Source organism: Streptomyces sp. NPDC001868, from assembly GCF_040297125.1.
In the GTDB taxonomy this organism is placed as follows: domain Bacteria; phylum Actinomycetota; class Actinomycetes; order Streptomycetales; family Streptomycetaceae; genus Streptomyces.
This window is the reverse complement of sequence record NZ_JBEOYO010000080.1, coordinates 17,450-34,152: the sequence shown is the minus strand read 5'-3', so window position 1 is coordinate 34,152 and position 16,703 is coordinate 17,450. Positions and strand designations below refer to the sequence as shown.

Sequence of the window (16,703 nt, the reverse complement as noted above, 5' to 3'; positions counted from 1 at the left end):
CAGTTCCCCGCGCCCCTAGAAGCAACGGCCCCTGGGGGCCGTTGAAAAAGCACGGGGCGCAGCCCCTGCTTTTTCAGGGGCGCGGGGAACTGCGCGAGAAGCCCCACGCACCCTCACCCGACAACACACCCCTCACCTCAACAGCACTCGGCGTCAAGGCCACGAGGCAACCGCTCCCCCCCGAACACCGCACACGTCGCCTCGTCACCCCCCAACGCGGCCACGGCCAGCAGCAGCGACCCCGCGGTCCAGGAGGTCAGCTCCTCGGGCCAGATGGCGCGGTCCTCGAAGACGTAACCCGTCCAGTACAGACCGGAGTCGGCGTCACGGAGGTGCTGGATGGACTGGAGGACGTCCAGCGCACGGTCGGACTCGCCCATCGCCCAGAGCGCCAGGGCGAGTTCGGCGGACTCCCCGCCGGTCACCCACGGGTTGGGGTCCACGCAGCGGACGCCGACGCCGGGCACGACGAAACGGTCCCAGCCCTCCTCGACACGGGACTTGGCCTCGCTGCCGGTGAGCGCGCCGCCGAGCACGGGGTAGTACCAGTCCATCGAGTAGCGGTCCTTGTCGAGGAACCGCTCGGGGTGCCGGCGTATCGCGTGCCGCAGCGCGCCGACCGCCAACTCCCAGTCCGGCTGCGGCTCCTCGCGCTGTTCGGCGATGGCGAGCGCGCAGCGCAGCGCGTGGTGGATCGACGAACTCCCGGTCAGCAGGGCGTCGTTCACCGCCGTGCCGTCGTCCTCGCGCTTCCAGCCGATCTGGCCGCCGGGCTGCTGGAGCCGCAGGACGCATTCGATGGCCGCGTAGACGGCGGGCCACATGCGGTCGAGGAAGGTGTCGTCGCCGGTGGCCAGGTAGTGGTGCCAGACGCCGACGGCGATGTACGCGACGAAGTTGGTCTCGCGGCCCCGGTCGGTGACGTCGGCGGCGTCCCCGTCGGCGTAGGCGGCGTACCAGGAGCCGTCCTCGTTCTGGTGGCGGCGCAGCCATTCGTAGGCGCGCTCGGCGGCCTCGTGCTCGCCGGCCGCGTCCAGGGCCATGGCCGCCTCGGTGTGGTCCCACGGGTCGAGGTGGTGCCCCCGGAACCACGGGATGGCACCGTCCGCGCGCTGCACCGCGAGGATGCCGCGCACGGTGGCGGCGGCCTCCTCCGCGGTGAGGACCCCGGGCAGGACCAGGTGTTCTGTCCGGGGAGTGGTCACTTGGCGGCCACCGAGTCAGCGGCGGCAGAGGCGGCAGCGGCGACGGGCAGATGCGGCTTGGTCGCGTAGGCGACGAAGCTCTTGCCGATCAGCGGGTTCAGCGCCTCCTCGGCGACCCGGGTGGCCAGCGGCTTCTTCATGATGTCCCAGACCAGCAGCTTGTGGTACGCCCGCACGGGCAGCGCCTTGTCGTTGTCGACGCCGAACGCGCACTTCAGCCACCAGTACGGCGAGTGCAGGGCGTGCGCGTGGTGGGTGCCGTACGGCTTGAGGCCCGCCTCGCGGATCTTCGCCAGCAGTTCGTCCGCCTTGTAGATGCGGATGTGGCCGCCCTCGACCTCGTGGTACGCGTCGGAGAGCGCCCAGCAGACCTTCTCGGGCCCGTAGCGCGGGACCGTGATGGCTATCCGGCCGCCGGGCCTCAACACCCGGACCATCTCGGCGAGTACGCCCTTGTCGTCGGGGATGTGCTCCATCACCTCGGAGATGATGACGACGTCGAAGGACTCGTCGGGGAAGGGCAGCGCGAGGGCGTCGCCCTCCATGGCCGTCGCGGTGGCGCCCTCGGGGGCCTCGCCCGCCTCCTTCATCGCCGCGAACCACTTGGCGACCTCGCGGATCTCGTCGCCGTTCTGGTCGAGGGCCACGACCTGGGCGCCACGCCGGTAGCACTCGAAGGCGTGCCGGCCCGCTCCACAGCCGAGATCCAGGACCCGGTCCCCCGGGGCGAGCGGGAACCGGGAGAAATCGACGGTCAGCACGTGGCCCTGCTTTCGAGATAGTTGCTGGTGGAGGCCGCAGAGGTAGGTGTGGAGGGGTCGGTGCGGCCGATCGCCTCGCGGTAGTGGGCCACCGTGCCCTCGGCGGCGCGGGCCCAGGTGAACCGCTGGAGCACCCGCTCGCGTCCCGCGCGGCCGAGCCGCAGCCGGAGGTCCGGGTCGCCGAGGAGCCGGCTGAGCCCCGCGGCCAGGGCGCCGGGGTCGCCCGGGGGCACCGCGAGGCAGGTCTCGCCGTCGGGTCCCGCGACCTCCGGTATGGCCCCGCCGGTGGTGGCGACCAGCGGCGTACCGGTGGCCATGGCCTCGGCGGCGGGCAGCGAGAACCCCTCGTACAGCGAGGGCACACAGGCGACCTCGGCCGAGCGCACCAGGTCGACCAGTTCGGCGTCGGAGATGCCCTTGACGAACTCGACGGCGTCTTCGAGGCCGTACCGCTCGACGGCCTGGGCGACGGGCCCCTCGGTGGGCCGCTTACCGACGACGACCAGATGGGCCCCGGGGTGCTCGGCGCGCACCTTGGCGAGCGCCTCGACGAGGAAGACGAGCCCCTTGAGCGGCACGTCCGCGCTGGAGGTGGTGACGATGCGGCCCGGCACCTGCGCCACGGCCGGATTCGGCGAGAAGAGGTCGGTGTCGGCGCCTATGTGCACGACGTGCATCCGGTCGTCCCGTACGCCGAGGTGGTCGACGATCTCCTGACGGGAGGTGCCGGAGACGGTGAGCACGGACGGCAGCCGCCGGGCGACCCGCTTCTGCATACGGGTGAAGGCGTACCAGCGGCGCACGGACATCCGCCGCTGCCACCCCTCGGCCGCGTCCAGCTCCAACTGCCGGTCGACGGTGATGGGGTGGTGGACGGTGGTGACGAGCGGCGCGCCGACATCGCCCAACAGCCCGTATCCGAGCGTCTGGTTGTCGTGGACGACGTCGAACTCGCCGCGCCGGGCGCGCAGATGGCGGCGGGCGCGGAGGGAGAAGGTCAGTGGTTCCGGGAAGCCGCCGGTCCACATCGTCGCCACTTCGAGGGCGTCGATCCAGTCGCGGTACTCGCCCCGCTTCGGGGTGCGGAAGGGGTCGGGCTGCCGGTAGAGGTCGAGGCTGGGCAGCTCGGTGAGGGAGAGCCGGTCGTCGTGGCCCTCGTCGAGCACGGGGTAGGGCTGGGAGCCGATCACCTCGACCCGGTGGCCGAGGCGGGCCAGCTCGCGCGAGAGATGCCGTACGTAGACACCCTGGCCCCCGCAGAACGGGTTCCCTTTATAGGTGAGGAGCGCGATGTTGAGCGGTCGCTCGCCGTCCGCGGCGAGGTCACGTCGGGACCCCGCCTGACTGGCCTCAGCGGTCACTCCTGGCCCCCTTCTCACTGCGATTTCCCGTGAGATTACGACGAGACGGTAATCTAGAACAAGTTTCAGAGTTGATCGTTCAAGAGGCTCTGAATCTACCGGCTGGTAGAACCGCTGTGAGAGGTGGATCAGGTGATTCACGCCACGGCCGACGCCACGGCGGACGCCCTGGCATGCTATTTGATCGCATACCCTCACCGACCGTCACGACTGCACGGAACGAGACCCATGCCCGCGGAAGTCAAGGTGGAGACCAAGCTGGAGGCCAAGGTGGATGCCGGCGCCGCGCGATCGGACTCCCCGCCCCTCACGGAGCGGCAGGAGGCCCGTCGGCGCCGCATCCTGCACGCGAGCGCCCAGCTGGCCAGCCGGGGCGGTTTCGACGCCGTGCAGATGCGTGAGGTGGCCGAGTCCTCCCAGGTCGCCCTGGGGACGCTCTACCGCTACTTCCCCTCCAAGATCCATCTGCTGGTCGCCACGATGCAGGCCCAGCTTGAGCACATGCACGGCACGCTCCGCAAGAAGCCCCCGACGGGCGAGACGGCCGCCGAGCGCGTCGCCGAGACCCTGATGCGCGCGTTCCGCGCCCTCCAGCGCGAGCCCCATCTCGCCGACGCCATGGTCCGCGCCCTCACCTTCGCCGACCGCAGCGTCAGCCCCGAGGTCGACCAGGTCTCCCACCAGACCACGGCGATCATCCTCGACGCGATGGGCCTGGAGCATCCGACCCCGGAGCAGCTGTCGGCCGTCCGCGTCATCGAGCACACCTGGCACTCGGCCCTGATCACCTGGCTCTCCGGCCGGGCCTCCATCGCCCAGGTGAAGATCGACATCGAGACGGTGTGCCGTCTGATCGACCTCACGGCCCCGGACCAGGGCGAGCGGGCATAGAAACGGGCACAGAACGAAACGGGCATGAAAAAGGGACCTACGAGACGGGTTTCCCGCGCCGGTACCGCTTGTCCGGCTGCAGGTGCTGAGGGTCACCGTCAGGCCCTGTCGTGCGACCCTTCGGCCTCTCAGCCCGACCGTCGACGTCGGCATCGGCGGATATACAACCTCTCGCCCATGTCGGCTACTCCGGTCGGCTCCCTCACTCGTCTCGTAGGCCGATTTCCACGATAGAACACCTATACGGCAACACAACCCCCCAAAGCGGATTTTTTACCCTTTATCCCATGATCTCCAGCCCGCTCCAGCTGCGCCCGATCGCCTTCTCCCCCGCCCACCGGTCGAGCAGTCGCCGGGCCTCGTCCTCCGGGGCCGCCAGGGAGACGCGCTGGGCGCCCTCGTGGGGGCCGGTGGGCTCCTTGTGGAGGGTGCCCTCGCTGCAGCAGGCGCAGTGGACGGTCAGACTGCTCGCCGGTTCGGCGCCGAAGCCGTGGTCGGCGAAGAGGGCGAGCAGGGCCTCCAGGTCGGCGGAGTCGCCGGCCGCGACCGTCACCCGGGAGGTGGGCAGGTCGGACGGCTCGAAGAGGAGGAGTTCGTCGAAGACGGGGAAGGCCGTGCCGTCGACGACGCGTTCGCCGTTGGGCTCGCCGTCGTGGACGACGATCTCGCCGTAGCGGCGGCCGCCGGTCACGGGGACGTTCATCACGCGTCCGCGCGTCGGGCAGAGCCGCTCGATCCAGACCACCTCGCGTTCGCCGCCGGTGTCCAGACGCACACAGGCATGGCCGAAGCCGCCGTCGATCTCGCCCTCGCCGTCCGGGAGTTCGAGGCCGAAGCCGGCCCAGGCGTCGCGGGCGGTGGCCCAGTCGCGGCGGATCGTGGCCGCGATGCCGAGGTTCCAGAACGCGGGGTCGCCCTCGCCCCGGGGCGCTCGGGCGGCGGCCTGGACACCGAGTTCGTACGCCTTGTCCCAGTCGCGCAGGAACTTGTGGCCGAGCGCGGCGTCGTACCACCACTCCGCGCTCGGCTTCTCGTCCGGGAAATGGGCGAGCACCTGTTCGTAGAGGTCGGCGGCGCGCCGCCACTCCTCGGCGTCCCAGGCCGCGTACGCCTGCTTGATCAGCTCTCTGGCCTCGGACTTCCGCACGTTTCCCCGCCCTGCTCTCCCGCTCGCCACCCGCCCGGTCGTCGCTCTCCCGAGCATTCCCGTGGCGGGCGTCCCTGTGCCGAGCGCAGAGCGTAAACCCCCTACTCCTCCGGCGGGAACACCGGCTCCCCGCTGCCCAGCAGGGCGATCGCGATCGCTTCCACCGGGCAGCCTTCCGCCGCCTTCAGGACGCTTTCGTTGGCGTCGGTCTCCGGGTCGGCGGGGTGGGACTGCATGGCGGAGTCGAGGCGGAAGGAGCCGGGGGCGAGGTGGGTGCACTGGGCGGAGCCGATGCAGAGGGAGCGGTCGACCTCGACGTGCCAGCGGTCGCCCATGGCTATGCCTCCCCCGCCTCCCCGGCGGCGGCCGGGGGCTCGTATCCGGCCGGGAGGTGGATCATCTTGTGCTCCAGGTACTCGCCGTACCCCTCGGGGCCGAACTCCCGGCCCAGGCCGGAGTTCTTGTAGCCGCCGAAGGGGCCGAGCATGTCGAGACTGAAGGTGTTGACGGAGTAGGTGCCGGTGCGGACCCGGCGGGCGACGTCGATGCCGCGTTCGGTGTCGGCGGTCCAGACGCTGCCGCTGAGGCCGTAGTCGGAGTCGTCGGCGATGCGTACGGCCTCGGCCTCGTCGCCGTACGGGAGGAGGCAGATCACCGGGCCGAAGATCTCCTCGCGGGCGATGCGCATGGTGTTGTCGACGTCGCCGAAGAGGGTGGGTTCGACGTACCAGCCGCGCTCCAGGCCGGCCGGGCGGCCACCGCCGGTGAGGATCTTGGCGCCCTCTTCCTGCCCGATCCGTATGTAGTCGAGGCTGCGGCGCTGCTGGCGGGCGGCGACGAGGGGGCCGAGTTCGGTGGCCGGGTCGAGGGGGTCGCCGATCTTCAGCGCGGAGGCGTAGGCGGCGAAGGCCTCGGCGAACTCGTCGTAGCGGCTGCGCGGGACGAGGATGCGGGTCTGGGCCACACACGCCTGGCCGTTGATCATCCAGGCGAAGGGGGCGATGCCGTTGACGGCGGTCTGCGCGTCCGCGTCGGGCAGGATCACGGCCGCCGACTTGCCGCCCAACTCCAGGGTGACGCGGGTGAGATTGCGGGCGGCGACCTCCATGACACGTTTGCCGGCGGCGACCGAGCCGGTGAAGGAGACCTTGTCGACGCCCGGGTGTCCGACCAGGTACTCGCTGACCTCGCGGTCGGCGGGAAGGACGGACAGGACGCCCTCGGGCAGTCCGGCCTCGGCGGCTATCTCCGCCAACAGATAGGCGTCCAGGGGGGTTTCGGGCGACACCTTCAGGATGGCCGGGCAGCCGGCGAGCAGCGCGGGGGCGAGCTTCGCGGCGGCGGTGAACTGCGGGACGTTCCAGGGGACGACCGCCGCGACCACCCCGACGGGCTCGCGCCGGACGAGGATCTTGCCGAGTACGCCGTCCCTCGGTTCCTCGTACGTGAATCCGCGCGCCGTCGTGATCGCCGCGTCCCACACCATCATCGAGGCGAGCGCCTGCACCATCACGCTGGAGGTGTACGGGGTGCCGTTCTCGGAGCTGATGATCCGGGCGAACTCCTCGTGGCGTACGGCGAAGGCGTCCTTGATCCGGGCGACGATCGTGATCCGTTCGTCGAGGGTCATACGGGGCCAGGGGCCGTGGTCGAAGGCGTGGCGCGCGGCGGCCACGGCGCGGTCGACGTCCGCGCGCGAGGCGTGCGGGACGCGGCCGATGACCTCTTCCGTGTGCGGCGAGACGACCTCGATGACGTCCGTGCCCAGGGGGTCGGTCAACTCCCCGCCGATGAACAACTGTCCGTGTTCCACGAGTTCGGTCATGGCCGACTGCCTCCCGGGGCCGGGGCCCTTCTCCAGCGAGCTCTCTGACGATCCATCAGATTTGGATAGGGAACTGATACCAGTTCCAGTGGGAGGAGTCCACGGGGCGGGGCGACTTCGCCTCCGAGGGGCGACTTGGGTGGTTGGTCGGCTGCGGGTGGGTGGGGGCTGGTCGCGCAGTTCCCCGCGTCCCTAAAGGATTCAGGTCCTGCGGGCCGAAAGGCGACGGGGCTGCGGGGCTGCGGGGCGAAAAGCACGGGGCGCAGCCCCTGCTTTTCAGGGGCGCGGGGAACTGCGCGAGAAGCCCCACCGGAGCCGCACCCGACAACGCACCCCCTCGGGGCGAAGGGGAAGCCACCTGGAACCCGTTCTAGTTATAGTGGCCGCAGCGCGGCGATCGGCGTATCGACGACAGGGGAACGCATGACACACGTGACCGATCACGGCGGCGGCGTACGGTCCGTCAAGGTCCCCATCCCGGACAACCCACTCGGCCACACCCTCGTCCACGTCGTCGACACCGACCGGGGACCGGTCCTCGTCGACACCGGCTGGGACGACCCGGCGTCATGGGACACGCTCGTCTCGGGCCTCACCGCCTGCGGTACGTCGATCGCGGAGATCCACGGCGTCGTGATCACACACCACCACCCCGACCACCACGGCCTGTCGGGCGCGGTGCGCGAGGCGTCCGGGGCGTGGATCGCGATGCACGCGGCGGACACGGCGATCGTACGGCGGACGCGCGGGACCGGCCCGGACCGCTGGTTCACGTACATGACGGACAAGCTCACGGCGGCGGGCGCCCCCGAGGAACACCTCGCACCGCTCCGTACGCCTCGCCGTCCCCGCGCCCTGCCCGGCTTCTCCCCCGCGCTCCCCGACCGCGAGATCGTCCCCGGCGAACTCCTCGACCTCCCCGGCCGCCGCGTCCGCGCGATCTGGACGCCGGGCCACACGCCCGGCCATGTCTGCCTCCATCTGGAGGAGGCACACCCCTCCCAACTCCCGGGCCACGGGCGGCTGTTCTCCGGCGACCACCTCCTCCCCGAGATCAGCCCGCACATCGGCCTGTACGAGGACCCGGACGACGACACCGTCACCGACCCGCTCGGCGACTACCTCGACTCCCTGGAACGCGTCGGCCGTCTCGCCCCCGCCGAGGTCCTCCCCGCCCATCAGTACGCGTTCACCGACACCGCCGCGCGCGTACGGGAGTTGCTGGCCCACCACGAGTCCCGCCTCACCGGCCTGCTCACCCTCCTCGCCACCCCCCTCACCCCCTGGCAACTCGCCGAACGCATGGAGTGGAACCGCCCCTGGCCCCAGATCCCCTTCTCCTCCCGCAACATCGCGGTCTCGGAGGCGGAGGCCCATCTGCGGCGCCTGGTGAAGCTGGGCCGGGCGGAGGCGGTGGCGGGGAGCGATCCGGTGACGTACGTGGCGGTGTGAGTGCGAGGGGTGGTTGTCGGGGCCGGTGACCTGGTGGTGGTACAGGCCCGCCACTCCTTGAGGCCGTAGCACCTCAGACCGTCGCAGCCCAAGCCGTCGCGCCCCAAGCCGTCGCGTCTCAGACCGCTGTGCCCCCGGCCGTCGCGCCTCAGACCGCTGTGCCTCCGGCCGTCGCGCCTCGGGCCGTCGCGCCTCGGGCCGTCACTCCCGGATCCGCGAGGGAGCGGATCAACTCCTCGGCGGCTGCCACGAGTTCCACTTCGCGCACGGTCATCGTCGGGTTGCCCGCCCGGCGTCGTGCCGCCTCGACGAGGCCCTCCTCCGTCAGGGCGGAGGGGCCGTCGGGCTGGTGGGCGAGGAGGGAGGCGAGGGTGGCGCGGGCCATCTCGGCACGGAAGTCGGTGGTGTCGACGGCGACTTGGGCGAGGATCATCGCGGAGACACCCCAGTCGAGGCCGGGCGGCCCCTCCTCGGCGTTGTTCCAGTCGATGACCTGGGGGCCGTGGGGCGTGAGGATGACGTTCTCGGGGTGCAGGTCGAGGTGAAGGACGCGAGGGGTGGGGGTGGCGGTGGCGGTGGGCGGGACCTGGCTGCGGGGTGGGAGGGTGTGCAGGTCGTGCAGGAGGCGGGCCAGGATGGCGCCGACCCGTGCCGGGTCCAGCAGGCCGGTGGCGAAGGCCTCCACCAGCGTCGGGCCGGACAGCCGTTCCAGCACCATGTCCGTACGGGTCGCCGAGCGCACGCGCGGGACTGGGTACCCGTGCCCCCGTACGTACTCCATGACCTCGGCCTCCGCGACCGCGTCACCCCAGCCGTCCCGGTAGCGCCGCAGCACCCAGGGTTCGTCGGGGTGGAGTTCGTACACGTCGGCCGTGCGGCCTGAAGCGAGCAGTCTCCCCGTAGGCATGGCCCGAACCTATCCCGCCCTGTCCCGGCGCACAGACGGCCCTCAGGGTTTTGGCTACCGGCAGGTAGAGTGACCAGGTCGTCATCACACCGTACGGGGGGAAGCCGGTGCAAATCCGGCGCTGACCCGCAACCGTGAGCCGGCCCCGTTGAGGGGGCGGCGAGTCGGACTGCCCTGGACGGAATTGTGACCGGCTCGCATCACCGGCGGCCCGCCGGTGTACGGCACCGTCGAGGAATACGGAGCCGAGCCGCCCGGTACTTCGCCGTGCGCCCGGCTCCCCGTCAGGGAGAGGCAGCCGCCGATCATGAATGTCCGCCGCAGCGCCGCGGTAGTCGCCGTACTGGCCGTCACAGCCGGGCTCGGTACCGGACTCGGTACCGGTTTCGCGTCGGCTGCCTTCGCCGACGACGCCGCTCCCTCCGCCTCTCCGTCGCAGGCGATCCCCACCGGTCTGTACGGCTCCACCGAACCCACCTACGACGGCGTCTGGCGGCAGTCCCTCGCCCTGCTCGCACTGGACACCGTCGGAGAAAAGCCCGGTGCCGGGGCCGTGGAGTGGCTCGTGGGGCAGCAGTGTGCGAGCGGGGCGTTCGCGGCGTACCGGGCCGACGCCACCGCGAAGTGCGACGCCAAGACGGCCGTCGACACCAACAGCACGGCCGCCGCGGTGCAGGCGCTCGCAGCGGTCGGCGGGCGGGACGCCGAGGCCGGGCGGGCTGTGGGCTGGCTGAAGGACAACCAGAACAAGGACGGCGGCTGGGGCTACACCGCCGGCGGGCCCAGCGACGCGAACTCGACGTCCGTCGTCATCGGCGCGCTGACCGCCGTGGGCGAGGCCCCCGAGAAGCAGGAGAAGGCCGGCAAGTCGCCCTACGACGCCCTCCGCGCCCTCGCCCTCCCCTGCGGGGACGACGGGGATGGGGACGACGGGGAGGGGGACGGTGGGAAGAAGGACGGGGGCGCCTTCGCCTATCAGCCCGACAAGAAGGGCGGTCTCGCCGCGAACGCCGACGCCACGGCCGCCGCCGTACTCGGCGTCCTGGGTGAGGGGTTCGTGGCCGAGGCGGGGAAGGAAGGGAAGGAGGCGGCGGCGTCCGGCGGGAAGTGCGTTCCGGGGGACTCCCCGGAGGATCTGGCCCACAACGGCGCCGTATACCTGGCCGGTGACCTCGCCGCCGACGGCTATCTGAAGTCCGCCCTCGCCGGTGCGGAGGACCAGCCCGACCACGGCAACACCGCCGACGCGGTCGTCGCGCTCGCCGCCGCCGGGGACAACGACGCGACCGGGAAGCCGCTCGCCTGGCTGGAGAAGAACTACGGCGTCTGGGCGGCCAAGGCCGGGCCCGCCGCGTACGCCCAGCTCGTCTTCGCCGTACACGCCTCCGGCGGCGATCCGCGCGACTTCGGCGGCGCCGACCTCGTGGCCCAGCTGAAGGACACCGGTCCGGCGCGTGACGTGGACGACTACTCCTCCGTGCCGGTCGATGACACAGCCGCCGGGGAGGCGGACGGTGACGGTCTCGGCGCGGGCGCGTGGTCGGCGATCGGGCTCGGGCTCGTCGTCGCGGCCGTCGTCGGGTTCGTGCTGGTGCGGGCCCGTGGGAAGCGGCGGGAGGCGTGACCGGCCGGCGGAGGGCCGCCGGGCCGGGGGCGCCCCGGGCGCCCCGGCCGCGTGGTGTGTCGCTGCTGCTGAGCGGTGTCGTGCTGCTCGTGCTGGGGTGCGTGAGCGTGGGGCAGGCCCATGCCGCCGCGTACCGGTACTGGTCGTTCTGGGAGCGGGAGGGTTCCGCCTGGGCGTATGCCACGCAGGGGCCGTCCACCGCGCGGCCGTCCGACGGGGATGTGTGGGGGTTCCGGTTCGCGGTCAGCCGGGACTCCGGGGACGCGGTTCGGCCGCGTGGGGCCGCCGACTTCGCCGCGATCTGCGGGGACACGGACGCGCGGGGCGGGGAGAAGCGGGTCGCGCTGGTCATCGACTTCGGTACGGCGGCGGACGCGCCAGGTGGTGAGACGCCTCCGGCGGCGCGTACGGCGTGTGCGCGGGTGCCGGGCGACGCGACCGCGGCGGAGGCGTTGGCCTCTGTGGCCAAGCCGCTTCGGTACGACACGAATGCGCTGCTCTGTGCGATCTCGGGGTATCCGAGGGAGGGGTGTGGGGAGGCGGTGGGTTCCGAGGACGACGCCACTGCTGACGCCAGCGCCGATGCTCCGAGTTCGCCGTCTGCCGCGTCCTCCGGCGACGAGGGGGAAGGGCCGTCCGTCGGGCTGTTCGTGGGGGTCGGGGTGGTCGCCGTGCTGGGGGCCGCCGGGGTGTGGCAGGCGCGGCGGCGTCGGGGGTAGGGCGTCATGCGGTGGTTCACGGGGCGCCCGGAGGTGGGGTCGGCCGGGGGGAGGTTTCGCGGCTCGGCGGTACGAGGTGCCGCCGAGCCCACCCTCCCCCACTCTCGACTTCGCTCGAGCGGGGGGACCCCCATCGCCCCAGCGGCACGATTGCCCGCGGTTTGTGGGGCAACAGGGGCAGATGGACCCGACCCTGCAGCGCATCCGCGCGCGGCCAAGAGGGCAGGTGGAGCCGACCCAGCAGCACCGCGACGCGCGGTTGTGACAGCGGCGAGAGGAATCGGCCCCGCACCACAGTTGCCCCCTGCCCGGGCGACCAGGGCTTTCGGTGTGCACCCCCTCGCCTGGTGGATCTGGGCGCTCGGGCTGGCTGCCGCCGCGTCGCGGACGACCAACCCGCTGCTGCTCGCTCTGCTGGTGGCGGTCGCCGGGTATGTCGTGGCGACGCATCGGACCGACGCGCCCTGGGCCCGGTCGTACGCCGCGTTCGTGAAGCTGGGGCTGGTGGTTCTGGTCGTGCGGCTGGGGTTCGCGGTCGTGCTGGGGTCGCCCATCCCGGGGACGCACACCCTGTTCACGCTGCCCGAAGTGCCGCTCCCCGACTGGTCGCAGGGGATCCGGCTGGGTGGCCGGGTCACGGCGGAGGGGTTTCTGTTCGCGCTGTACGACGGCCTGCGGCTGGCCACCCTGCTGATCTGTGTCGGCTCCGCGAACGCCCTCGCGAACCCGGCGCGGCTGCTCAAGTCGCTCCCCGGCGCCCTGTACGAGGCGGGCGTCGCCGTGGTCGTGGCGATGACGTTCGCCCCGCATCTGGTCGCGGACGTCCAGCGCTTGCGGGCCGCCCGGCGGCTGCGCGGGCGGCCGGACCGGGGCGTACGGGGGCTGCTGCACGTCGGACTGCCGGTGCTGGAGGGCGCGTTGGAGCGATCGGTCGCGCTCGCCGCCGCGATGGACTCGCGCGGCTACGGCCGTACGGCGCGGGTCCCCGCCCGGGTCCGCCGGACGACCGCCGCGCTCACCCTCGGCGGGCTGCTCGGGGTCTGCGCGGGAACGTACGGCGTACTGACCGCCGAGGGCGGCACCTACGGCCTGCCCGTACTGCTCACCGGGCTGGCCGCCGCGCTCACGGGCCTGCGGCTGGGCGGCCGTCGCTCACCGCGCACCCGCTACCGGCCGGACGTGTGGGGCGTGCGCGCGTGGCTGGTGGCCGGGTCCGGCGTCGCCGTCGCCGTGCTGCTGATCGTCTCCGCCGCGTACGACTCGGCCGCCCTGCATCCCACCGTCATCCCTCTCACCTCGCCCTCCTTCCCTCTCCGGCCGGCCGCCGCGATCCTGCTGGGCCTGCTCCCGGCGTTCGTGGTCCCCACCCCGCCCCCTCTCTCCGATGTCTCCGAGGAACTTGCATGATCCGCTTCGACGATGTCTCCGTGACGTACGACGGAGCGGCCGAACCCACCGTCCAGGGCGTCGACTTCGAGGTCCCGGAGGGTGAACTCGTGCTGCTCGTCGGCCCGTCGGGCGTCGGCAAGTCGACGGTGCTCGGCGCGGTGAGCGGGCTCGTGCCGCACTTCACCGGCGGGACCCTGCGCGGCCGGGTCACGGTGGCCGGGCGGGACACCCGTACGCACAAGCCGCGTGAACTCGCCGACGTGGTGGGCACGGTGGGGCAGGACCCGCTGTCGCACTTCGTGACGGACACCGTCGAGGACGAACTCGCCTACGGGATGGAGTCGTTGGGGATCGCGCCGGATGTCATGCGGCGCCGGGTGGAGGAGACGCTCGACCTACTGGGCCTCGCCGGGCTCCGCGACCGTCCCATCGCCACGCTCTCCGGCGGCCAGCAGCAGCGCGTCGCCATCGGGTCCGTCCTCACCCCGCATCCGCGCGTACTCGTCCTCGACGAGCCGACCTCCGCCCTGGACCCGGCCGCCGCCGAGGAGGTCCTGGCCGTACTGCAACGACTCGTGCACGACCTCGGCACGACCGTCCTCATGGCCGAACACCGCCTGGAGCGCGTCGTCCAGTACGCCGACCAGGTAGCCCTCCTCCCGGCCCCCGGCGCTCCGCTGACCCTGGGCACCCCCGCCGAGATGATGGCGATCTCCCCGGTCTACCCACCGGTGGTGGACCTGGGCCGCCTGGCGGACTGGTCCCCCCTGCCCTTGACGGTCCGAGACGCCCGCCGCCGATCGGGACCACTACGGGAACGCCTCGCGACACGAACGCCGGACGCCACCCCCGCCCCAAAGGGGCGCGGGGAACTGCGCGACCAGCCACGAACCACCCGCACGCCGCACACAACAGAACCCCCCGAGCTCTCCCCGCCACCGAAACCCCCACTCCTCCGTCACCTCCTCCACCGCAAGCCAGCCAGACCATCCGCCCCTGACACACCCTCAATTCCCCCCACCCCGGCGGTAGTCGACGCCCTCCACATCCACCGCGGCCGAGTCCACGCCCTCACCCACGTCACCCTCACCGTCACCCCCGGCGAGACGATCGCCGTCATGGGCCGCAACGGCGCCGGCAAGTCCACGCTGCTCTCCGCCCTCGTCGGCCTGGTGGCACCGGCGGCCGGTTCGGTGCGCGTGGGCGGGCTGACGCCGCACCGCACGGCGCCCAGGGACCTCGTACGCCGCGTGGGACTTGTACCGCAGGAACCCCGCGACCTCCTGTACACGGACACGGTCGCGGCGGAGTGCGCGGCGGCCGACCGGGACGCGGGGGCCGAGCCGGGCACCTGCCGGGCGCTCGTCTCCGAGCTGCTCCCGGCGATCGGGGACGACACGCACCCCCGCGACCTGTCGGAGGGCCAGCGTCTGGCCCTCGCGCTCGCGGTCGTCCTCACGGCCCGCCCCCCGCTGCTGCTCCTCGACGAGCCGACCCGGGGCCTCGACTACGCGGCCAAGTCCCGTCTGGTCGGGACGCTGCGCGCGCTCGCCGCCGACGGTCACGCCATCGTCCTGGCCACCCACGACGTGGAACTGGCCGCCGAGCTGGCCCATCGCGTCCTGATCCTCGCCGACGGCGAGATCGTCGCCGACGGCCCGACCCCCGAGGTCGTCGTCGGCTCCCCGTCCTTCGCCCCGCAGGTGACGAAGATCCTCGCGCCGCAGAAGTGGCTGACCACGGCCCAGGTACGACATGCTCTGCGGGCGGCGGCACCGGACCGGCCGGAGCAGGACGCGCCCACCCCCGGGGAGCAGCCGTGAGCCGCCCCGTCCCCCTCTCCCCCCGTACCGTCGCCGCCCTCGTCCTCGTCAGCCTCATCGGCGCCGCGGCCTTCAGCTGGCCTTTCTTCGCGGACCCCGGGTCCCAGGTGACCGCGCACGCGAAGGACGCGCCCTGGCTGTTCGCGGGGCTGCTCGTGCTGCTGGTCGGGGTCGTCGGCGCGACGCTCTCCGAGGCCGGGCTCGGGGCGAAGGCGGTGGCGATGCTCGGGGTGCTCGCGGCGACCGGCGCGGCGCTGCGCCCCATCGGGGCCGGGACCGCCGGCATCGAGCCGATGTTCTTCCTCATGGTGCTGAGCGGGCGGGTCCTCGGCCCCGGCTTCGGTTTCACGCTCGGCGCGGTGACGATGTTCTCGTCCGCGCTGCTCACGGGCGGGGTGGGGCCGTGGATGCCGTTCCAGATGCTGGCGATGGGATGGTTCGCGATGGGCGCCGGACTGCTGCCGGGCGCGCACCGTCTGCGGGGGCGCGGCGAACTCGCCCTGCTCGCCGCCTACGGCTTCGTCGCCGCCTTCGCGTACGGCACGGTCATGAACCTCTACGGCTGGCCCTTCATCGACACGCTCGCCTCGGACATCGCCTTCGACGGGGCGGCGGACCCGGCCACCAACCTGGTCCGTTTCGTCGCGTACTGCCTGGCCACGTCCCTCGGCTGGGACCTGGGGCGCGCGGTCGTCACCGTCGTCCTGACCCTCACCCTCGGCGCCCCCGTCCTGAAGGCACTGCGCCGGGCCACCCGGAGGGCCGCCTTCGAGAGCGCGGTCACATTCACCCCGCCCACCCGGTGACCCACGTGGCAGGCACCGCACACCGTCCGTCACCTGAGCCGTGAACCACCCCACAGGGCCCACATCACATACGAACCGGGCTCGTAGATCGAAGTACGTGACATGCACACGACCTTATCGGGGCTGACCTGCGCATTGAGAGCCACGTCACAGAGAGGGCCTTCGGGGCGAATACGACTACAACTAGCAAAAGGGGTCATTGCGGACGGCCGCCTCGGCTGTTTCTCTGGATGAGTCGCAACGGCGCCGACGAGCCCACCCGGGCCTCGGCGCCGACGTACGCCCCCCACCACCTCGTGTGGTGAAGGCATGCCCGCGACGGCCCTGTCCCCGAAGAAAAGGTTCCACGTGACCATCTCCGTTCTCCGCCGCATCGCCACCCCGAAGAAGGCCCTCACCGGTGTCACCCTGGCCGCTGCCGCCACCGGTGCCCTGTTCGCCGCCGCGCCCGCCCAGGCCGCCGCGTCGGAGGCCTCTCAGGCCCAGGCGGTCGCGAAGAAGATGATCGCGAACCCGACCCAGTACGAGTGCTTCTCCCACATCGTCGACCATGAGAGCGACTGGGACGTCAACGCGACGAACGCGTCCTCCGGTGCCTACGGTCTGGTCCAGGCGCTCCCCGGCTCGAAGATGTCCTCCGCCGGCTCCGACTGGAAGACCAACGCCGCCACCCAGATCAAGTGGGGCGTGGACTACATGAAGGACCGCTACGGCAGCCCCTGTGGCGCGTGGAACTTCTGGCAGGCCAACAACTGGTACTGATTCACCGGTACTGATCAACTGATACCGGCCC

At 72.0% G+C, this 16,703-nt stretch carries 15 protein-coding genes; 8 read left to right on the top strand and 7 right to left on the bottom strand.

The window, feature by feature from the left end; translation table 11 throughout:
* Nucleotides 1-137: 137 nt before the first annotated feature.
* The 3 genes from ABT147_RS44015 to ABT147_RS44005 are packed head-to-tail and all read right to left on the bottom strand — an operon-like array spanning nucleotide 138 to nucleotide 3,327.
* Nucleotides 138-1,205, bottom strand: a complete 1,068-nt coding sequence (locus ABT147_RS44015; protein WP_351417472.1) for a prenyltransferase/squalene oxidase repeat-containing protein — start codon at nucleotides 1,203-1,205, stop codon at nucleotides 138-140.
* Nucleotides 1,202-1,966, bottom strand: coding sequence for a class I SAM-dependent methyltransferase (locus ABT147_RS44010; protein WP_351417470.1), 765 nt, complete (start codon nucleotides 1,964-1,966; stop codon nucleotides 1,202-1,204). The genes ABT147_RS44015 and ABT147_RS44010 overlap by 4 nt, the downstream gene beginning before the upstream one ends.
* Nucleotides 1,960-3,327, bottom strand: coding sequence for a glycosyltransferase family 4 protein (locus ABT147_RS44005; protein WP_351417467.1), 1,368 nt, complete (start codon nucleotides 3,325-3,327; stop codon nucleotides 1,960-1,962). Before ABT147_RS44005 ends, ABT147_RS44010 begins: the two co-directional genes overlap by 7 nt.
* A 228-nt stretch (nucleotides 3,328-3,555) precedes the next feature.
* On the opposite strand from ABT147_RS44005, the gene ABT147_RS44000 reads away from it, so the two are divergent.
* Complete coding sequence (locus ABT147_RS44000) at nucleotides 3,556-4,218, top strand: TetR family transcriptional regulator (protein WP_351417465.1); 663 nt, start codon at nucleotides 3,556-3,558, stop codon at nucleotides 4,216-4,218.
* Nucleotides 4,219-4,498: 280 nt separating this feature from the next.
* Here the strand turns inward: ABT147_RS44000 and ABT147_RS43995 are convergent, their stop codons facing one another.
* The 3 genes from ABT147_RS43995 to ABT147_RS43985 form a co-directional block, all read right to left on the bottom strand.
* The gene (locus ABT147_RS43995) at nucleotides 4,499-5,365 is read right to left on the bottom strand and encodes a tetratricopeptide repeat protein (protein ID WP_351417462.1); all 867 of its coding nucleotides are present in this window, start codon (nucleotides 5,363-5,365) and stop codon (nucleotides 4,499-4,501) included.
* A 101-nt stretch (nucleotides 5,366-5,466) separates the two neighbouring features.
* Nucleotides 5,467-5,700, bottom strand: a complete 234-nt coding sequence (locus tag ABT147_RS43990) for a ferredoxin (protein ID WP_351417459.1) — start codon at nucleotides 5,698-5,700, stop codon at nucleotides 5,467-5,469.
* 2 nt (nucleotides 5,701-5,702) lie between these two features.
* Complete coding sequence (locus ABT147_RS43985; protein ID WP_351417457.1) at nucleotides 5,703-7,190, bottom strand: aldehyde dehydrogenase; 1,488 nt, start codon at nucleotides 7,188-7,190, stop codon at nucleotides 5,703-5,705.
* A gap of 423 nt (nucleotides 7,191-7,613) precedes the next feature.
* Between ABT147_RS43985 and ABT147_RS43980 the strand changes: the two genes are divergently transcribed.
* Nucleotides 7,614-8,642 (top strand): Strvi_7410 family MBL fold metallo-hydrolase, encoded by a 1,029-nt coding sequence (locus tag ABT147_RS43980; protein ID WP_351417455.1) that lies wholly within the window; start codon nucleotides 7,614-7,616, stop codon nucleotides 8,640-8,642.
* A gap of 148 nt (nucleotides 8,643-8,790) precedes the next feature.
* Here the strand turns inward: ABT147_RS43980 and ABT147_RS43975 are convergent, their stop codons facing one another.
* On the bottom strand, nucleotides 8,791-9,549 hold the full coding sequence (locus ABT147_RS43975; RefSeq protein ID WP_351417452.1) for a phosphotransferase: 759 nt from the start codon (nucleotides 9,547-9,549) through the stop codon (nucleotides 8,791-8,793).
* Nucleotides 9,550-9,856: 307 nt separating this feature from the next.
* On the opposite strand from ABT147_RS43975, the gene ABT147_RS43970 reads away from it, so the two are divergent.
* The 6 genes from ABT147_RS43970 to ABT147_RS43945 all read left to right on the top strand — a co-directional run bounded on the left by ABT147_RS43970 (nucleotide 9,857) and on the right by ABT147_RS43945 (nucleotide 16,672).
* Nucleotides 9,857-11,173 (top strand): SCO2321 family membrane protein, encoded by a 1,317-nt coding sequence (locus ABT147_RS43970; protein WP_351417450.1) that lies wholly within the window; start codon nucleotides 9,857-9,859, stop codon nucleotides 11,171-11,173.
* Nucleotides 11,170-11,892, top strand: coding sequence for an SCO2322 family protein (locus ABT147_RS43965; protein ID WP_502983275.1), 723 nt, complete (start codon nucleotides 11,170-11,172; stop codon nucleotides 11,890-11,892). The genes ABT147_RS43970 and ABT147_RS43965 overlap by 4 nt, the downstream gene beginning before the upstream one ends.
* Before the next feature lie 279 nt (nucleotides 11,893-12,171).
* Nucleotides 12,172-13,299, top strand: a complete 1,128-nt coding sequence (locus ABT147_RS43960; RefSeq protein ID WP_502983276.1) for a CbiQ family ECF transporter T component — start codon at nucleotides 12,172-12,174, stop codon at nucleotides 13,297-13,299.
* On the top strand, nucleotides 13,296-15,104 hold the full coding sequence (locus tag ABT147_RS43955) for an ABC transporter ATP-binding protein (RefSeq protein ID WP_351417444.1): 1,809 nt from the start codon (nucleotides 13,296-13,298) through the stop codon (nucleotides 15,102-15,104). Before ABT147_RS43960 ends, ABT147_RS43955 begins: the two co-directional genes overlap by 4 nt.
* A complete protein-coding gene (locus ABT147_RS43950; RefSeq protein WP_351417443.1) occupies nucleotides 15,101-15,910 on the top strand; it encodes an ECF transporter S component in 810 nt (269 codons plus the stop codon). Before ABT147_RS43955 ends, ABT147_RS43950 begins: the two co-directional genes overlap by 4 nt.
* A 348-nt stretch (nucleotides 15,911-16,258) precedes the next feature.
* On the top strand, nucleotides 16,259-16,672 hold the full coding sequence (locus tag ABT147_RS43945; RefSeq protein ID WP_502983274.1) for an aggregation-promoting factor C-terminal-like domain-containing protein: 414 nt from the start codon (nucleotides 16,259-16,261) through the stop codon (nucleotides 16,670-16,672).
* Nucleotides 16,673-16,703 lie beyond the last annotated feature (31 nt).

What these genes read in the sequence shown, in the direction of transcription:
- ABT147_RS44000 (WP_351417465.1), top strand. Translation starts at nt 3,556, where the DNA reads ATGCCCGCGGAAGTCAAGGTGGAGACCAAGCTGGAGGCCAAGGTGGAT.
- ABT147_RS43980 (WP_351417455.1), top strand. Translation starts at nt 7,614, where the DNA reads ATGACACACGTGACCGATCACGGCGGCGGCGTACGGTCCGTCAAGGTC.
- ABT147_RS43985 (WP_351417457.1), bottom strand. Translation starts at nt 7,190, where the DNA reads ATGACCGAACTCGTGGAACACGGACAGTTGTTCATCGGCGGGGAGTTG.
- ABT147_RS43990 (WP_351417459.1), bottom strand. Translation starts at nt 5,700, where the DNA reads ATGGGCGACCGCTGGCACGTCGAGGTCGACCGCTCCCTCTGCATCGGC.
- ABT147_RS43970 (WP_351417450.1), top strand. Translation starts at nt 9,857, where the DNA reads ATGAATGTCCGCCGCAGCGCCGCGGTAGTCGCCGTACTGGCCGTCACA.
- ABT147_RS43975 (WP_351417452.1), bottom strand. Translation starts at nt 9,549, where the DNA reads ATGCCTACGGGGAGACTGCTCGCTTCAGGCCGCACGGCCGACGTGTAC.
- ABT147_RS43955 (WP_351417444.1), top strand. Translation starts at nt 13,296, where the DNA reads ATGATCCGCTTCGACGATGTCTCCGTGACGTACGACGGAGCGGCCGAA.